The 5,118-nt window shown below is 39.2% G+C and carries 4 protein-coding genes; 1 reads left to right on the top strand and 3 read right to left on the bottom strand.

Annotation, left to right across the window (positions count from 1 at the left end; genetic code table 11):
• Nucleotides 1-1,669, top strand: a 1,669-nt coding sequence (locus ACZFYI_RS15450) for a mechanosensitive ion channel family protein (RefSeq protein ID WP_462525027.1), incomplete at its 5' end; no start/stop codon positions are given.
• A 49-nt stretch (nt 1,670-1,718) separates the two neighbouring features.
• On the opposite strand, the gene rsmG is transcribed toward ACZFYI_RS15450, so the two are convergent.
• The 3 genes from rsmG to ACZFYI_RS15435 form a co-directional block, all read right to left on the bottom strand.
• Nucleotides 1,719-2,351: a 16S rRNA (guanine(527)-N(7))-methyltransferase RsmG gene (gene rsmG / locus ACZFYI_RS15445; RefSeq protein ID WP_462525026.1), complete on the bottom strand. Its 633-nt coding sequence runs from the start codon at nt 2,349-2,351 to the stop codon at nt 1,719-1,721.
• 128 nt (nt 2,352-2,479) lie between these two features.
• Nucleotides 2,480-3,841, bottom strand: a complete 1,362-nt coding sequence (locus tag ACZFYI_RS15440) for a vanadium-dependent haloperoxidase (protein WP_462525025.1) — start codon at nt 3,839-3,841, stop codon at nt 2,480-2,482.
• Between the two features lie 151 nt (nt 3,842-3,992).
• Nucleotides 3,993-5,118 (bottom strand): FG-GAP repeat domain-containing protein (locus ACZFYI_RS15435; RefSeq protein ID WP_462525024.1); only part of this gene is annotated, 1,126 nt, incomplete at its 5' end.

Below are 5,118 nucleotides of genomic sequence, written 5' to 3'. Positions count from 1 at the left end.
AATTTATTCTTTGAGGATCATCATTATGATGATATTGGTTTTTTTACTGACCCTGTTAATTCTTGATTTAAAAAAACGCGTGAAAGAGGAAGGACTCGTAGAAGGTGAAGAAAACCAACACCTTGCTTTAAAAAACCCATTGTTATCCTCACTGATTATTATCATTGGGTTTTATCAATTTTTATTTCCGTCACCGCCATTTATATTTAATTTATTCCTTTGGACAGTAGCCGGACTTTCACTCACTGTCCTCTTTTTCAGGTTTTTATCCCGCTATTGGCTTGTTTTCTGGCTGGTAGTAATGTTTGTTTTTTTCATTTCCAATTTCCTCAATCTGGTGTTGATATTTACAAAATTGGAAAGAATGATGATTCTGTTGTTGTCTATTGTGGGCATGCTATATGGAGGTTTTTTATTCCTTAACGGAAAGAAGGCGCAATTAAAGGAGAAGCGAATTTTGTATTTTGTTGGTTACATGGTTTTCATGCAAACATTGTCTTTTGCTTTCAACATTTTTGGAAGCATCAATTTGTCAAAAGCTTTTCTCGTAAGCGGCTACTTAGGTGTGGTAGTAGGTATCATTCTCCTTTGGACAGTCAGACTGATCAACCAGGTTTTAGCCTTTGCTTCCAAAATGTATAATAAGCCGGATAAAAAGCTCTTCTTTATTAACTTCGATAAAGTAGGTGAAAAAGTTCCCGGCTTTTTTTACTTTCTCCTGACTTTGGGATGGGCTGTTTTGATAGGTAGAAATTTTTATTCCTACAAATTGATTTCAGGGGATTTCAATAATTTTCTTAATGTTCCACGGACACTTGGCAGCTATGACTTTACCATAAATGGGCTGTTTATTTTCATTGTAATTTTGGCGATTTCTGTTCTTTTGTCAAGAATTGTTTCATTTTTTAGCTCAGATCCGGATGTCACTAATTCCCCCTCAAAAAGAAAGAGTGTCAGCTTGGGAAGTTGGCTTCTCTTGGTTCAGATTTTCATTATCAGTATGGGATTGTTTTTGGCCTTTGCAGCCTCCGGAATTCCCTTGGACAAAATCACTATTGTATTAGGCGCTTTGGGGGTCGGAATCGGACTTGGGCTTCAAGGTTTATTCAACAACCTGGTAAGTGGCGTTATCATTGCCTTTGAAAACCCTGTTAAAGTGGGGGATTTGATCGAAATCAACGGCAAACCGGGAGTCATGAAATCTATAGGATTTAGAAGCAGCGTGGTCAATATGTTCGAAGGGGCAAGTATCATCATTCCAAATGGAGATCTACTAGGACAACAGCTGGTCAATTGGACAATGGGGAAAGGTAAAAAAGTCACCCTTACTGTTGGGGTTTCATATGGCACTGATCTGGAACAGACTGTCAAATTGATAAAAGAGATTTTAATCAATGATCAAAGAATACTCCATCAACCAATCGCAAGAGTCCTTCCTTTAGAATTCGCCGAAAGCAGCATTGATCTTGAAATTGCCTTTTGGGTAAAACATTATACCGAGGTGCCTTTTGTAAAAGGTGATATCATCAATCAAATAGATGTAATGTTCAAAAAACATGGGATTGTTATTCCATTTCCTCAAAGGGATTTACATTTCAAGTCAAGTTTTGAGACTCAAAAAGGTGATTTGGAAGAAGATGCTAACACTGCTAGTTCTGAAAAGGAATGAAGAAAGTATTTATTCAAATCCGATTCATTGAATAAGCATGCAGTACTTTTTACCTTTTCCCTTCCCAAGGCACATAGACCACTTTTTTGGTCTCAAAAAATTCTTCTTGGAAATAATCGTCTAGATGGTAGGATACATAGCTGACTTCTCTTTCTTCCATTTCCTCATCGACATCACCGCCTTTAAGTAGAAGCAGGCCGTTTTGAAGTTCGTTGAAGTCTTCTTTTTTGAATTTGTTTTTGACCCAAGGTAGGATATTGGCAAAACGTGTCACCGCCCGGCTCAGGATAAAGTCATATTTCCTGACCAAATCTTCTGCCCTGACCTGTTGGGCTTCGACATTGGATAGCTTGAGTTGTTTGGCGACATCTTTGACAACAGTGATTTTTTTACCGATTGAATCCACCAAGTGGAAGTGTGTTTCGGGAAATAATATCGCCAATGGAATACCGGGAAAACCTCCTCCTGTCCCGATATCCAATATCTTTGTTCCGGGTTCAAAATTGATCACTTTTGCAATGCCCAATGAATGCAGGACGTGTTTTTCATAAAAGTGCTCCATATCCTTTCTACTGATGACATTGATTTTTTCGTTCCAATCGGCATACAAAGGTCCAAGTTTGGCGAATTTTTCCTTTTGGGATTCTGTCAGGTCAGGAAAGTATTTGAGAATAAGGTCCATAAAATCGAATAGGATGAAGTTCCAAAATTAAGATTTTCAATCTGCTTATCGTTGTCTTGGGGAAAATTAAAAATAAAAAAAGGGCAAATGGATAACCCATTGCCCTATCAAATATGTCGTGAAGAATGTTATTTGGTCTTGACAGCCAATGGAGGCGTACCCTCTCCTTTGGTTTTTACATTTGCTATCAAATGGTAACCTACGTTTTTTCCTTTATCGGCTCCATTAACAATTGCTGGCATATAGTGGATTCCTCCATAGAGTCTGCTTATAGTAGCTTCATCAGCGGCCTCTCTGAAAGAGTCAAATTCTCTTACAGGAAGTCCATAATTTACTTCCGTGGAATCAATAAAATGGAAGGGTTCTCCAAAAAGACTTGTCAAAGCCTCTGCGGCAGCATTGGAGGCTACGCTATGTCCGCTGGTATATTCAGGAAATGGTGGTGTTTGTAATACAGGTAACCAATCCTCGTCAATATACCTGTTGATATAAGTTTCAGGTCGGATCAATTTACTCCTATATTTCTCATCCCAGCAAGCGATAAAAGCATCAAAAATGGCAATACTTGTGAATGCCAGCGTTTCCGTGGTTCCTTTCCAGTCTTGGCCTGCAGTTTTGGAGGCAATCGCCGAAATACCCATCCAATGGCCTCCTGGAGTAATTTTTTTCTCAGCAAACATCACATGGCCTTTTACATTGATTTTATATGGATTACAGTCCCAAAACATGGCAATGTCCTTTTGCTCTTCTGTCAATTCATTGACCACATTGAAAACCTCAACTGCTTCTTTGTAAAACTGACTTGCAGGATCTGTGCTGAATTCAGTGGCTGGAATCGTTTTATATTGGGAGGCAGAATCAAGGGTTAATGGCCTTATTTTATTCCAATGAGGTTCGATTCCTTCCATATAAGCCGGAGGAGTAGGTTGCCATGTGCCTGGGTCATTGCTGACAGTGTATTTTTCAAAAGAGCGGCTTTCATGGTAATTGTCTTTTTTGAAATAAGCAATTATATAGGCACCGACCTCATCTCCTAGCTTGATAGATCTCTCAAAGACTTCTTCCGGAATGCCTTTTTCTTTAAGTTCTGCATAAGCTTTGTCCCTATGTTCAGTCATTAGATTTTCTGAGAAAATCAAGGCTGTCGCTACTTTGTAATAGGCCGCCAAAGAGGCCAAAGGATAATAAACCTGGCCAGTGGTATCAAATTCTGTTTTTTCAAAACCGTTGAGCTGCCCCATCAAGGTTTGGTATTTGGCATCCGATAGTGCAGTCACTTCATAGGCTGCAAGGGAGGAATAGGCATAAATCCTACTTGCGACCGGAGGAGAGAAAATATCATTGATAATAACTGTGGTGAGTTTGTCCTGGGCAGCAATCTGGTAAGAACCGTCGGTAATGGCATTCTGGTAATCCTTTTTCTCCTGACATCCTAATCCGAGATATGCAATGAAAGCAATAAGGAGTAATCTTTGTAATAAACTTTTCATGAGTGGTAATACTTTGGCTTTTCTTCAGTTTTGGAGATCCTCGAAATGTATTTCGGGAAGGTTGAGCGTGGGTTTCAACCCTCAAATCTAAAGATTATTCCTTGAATAACATTATTTTTCAAAAACCAAATACACTGATTTTAAGCATGTTTTAAGGTTTTATTTTTAGGAAAATGGGGGTGCTGTTGTTTCTTACCGCAATCAAAACATCCTCTTCACCGACTTTGATTTTTGAAATATTTTTGATTTCACCCCAATATTCATTCCCGCGTATTCCAATTGGTACCGGCTTCCAATTGCCATTTTTCCATTCCATCAAAACCAAAGACTGTGCATCGGCTTTGCCAAAATCACTGCGGAAGCCATGGATATTTCCGATTCCGAGTAGGTATTGATTACCGTCTTTGGATTGGAAAGAGGCAAAACCATGAAGCGGACTGAACTGGGCCTCTATGGGAAATTCACTGAATTCAAAACCTTTCTCACCTTGGTTCCACAGTATTCCGGATCTCAATTCGGATACCTGGTATTTGGAAGCTTTTTCAATTTGTGACTTTTCCAAAAGATCTTCTGGAGACTTGATTTTGGAGTATTCAACATAGTTTGGATGAATTCTTTTGATACCGGGAATCTGTTTGATCAAGTCATCCCTTGTGGCAAAAGGCACCAAAAGACCTTCCATGTAATGGAAAATCAAAGGATCATCCTGCCCATTTTCATCAAAGTCAGCATGGTAAAGCCATACCGGTTTTTCATGACTTGCTTTAAGCTTAGAATTCAAACCCAAGTTTCCTAAAATGATATCCTCATACCCGTTTCCATCAAGATCCATTACTTCCAATCCAAAATACCAGCCTGGAATTTGAAGGGATTCATCTTTGGACAATTCAAATTTGCCTTCAGGATTTTGCTGATAAACCTGCACAGACATCCATTCTCCCACCAAGATCAGTTCTTTTTTTCCGTCTTTGTTGAGGTCTGCCCATTTTGCTTTTTTGACCATTCCGGGTTGAAAAACCTCTCCAAAATACGTTGTTGTAGCTTCTTTGAATTGACCACTTCCGTCATTGAGCAACAAATAGCTTTTGGGGATTTCACCAAAATTCCCCGTTACAATAGAGGCGCCTACAAAAATATCCGGAGCACCATCTCCATTCACATCGTGGGTGGCAAGGGTTGAGGTATTTTCAGCAATAGGAGGTAGGGAATTCATTGAAAAGAAGAAATTTCCCTTGCAATCGTTCAGGAAAAGCCTGTCAAAGTTGAAAAATTCCTTT

It is taken from the genome of Aquiflexum sp. (assembly GCF_977115555.1).
Note: the sequence above shows the minus strand (reverse complement) of the source record. Positions and strands in the feature narration are given on the sequence as shown.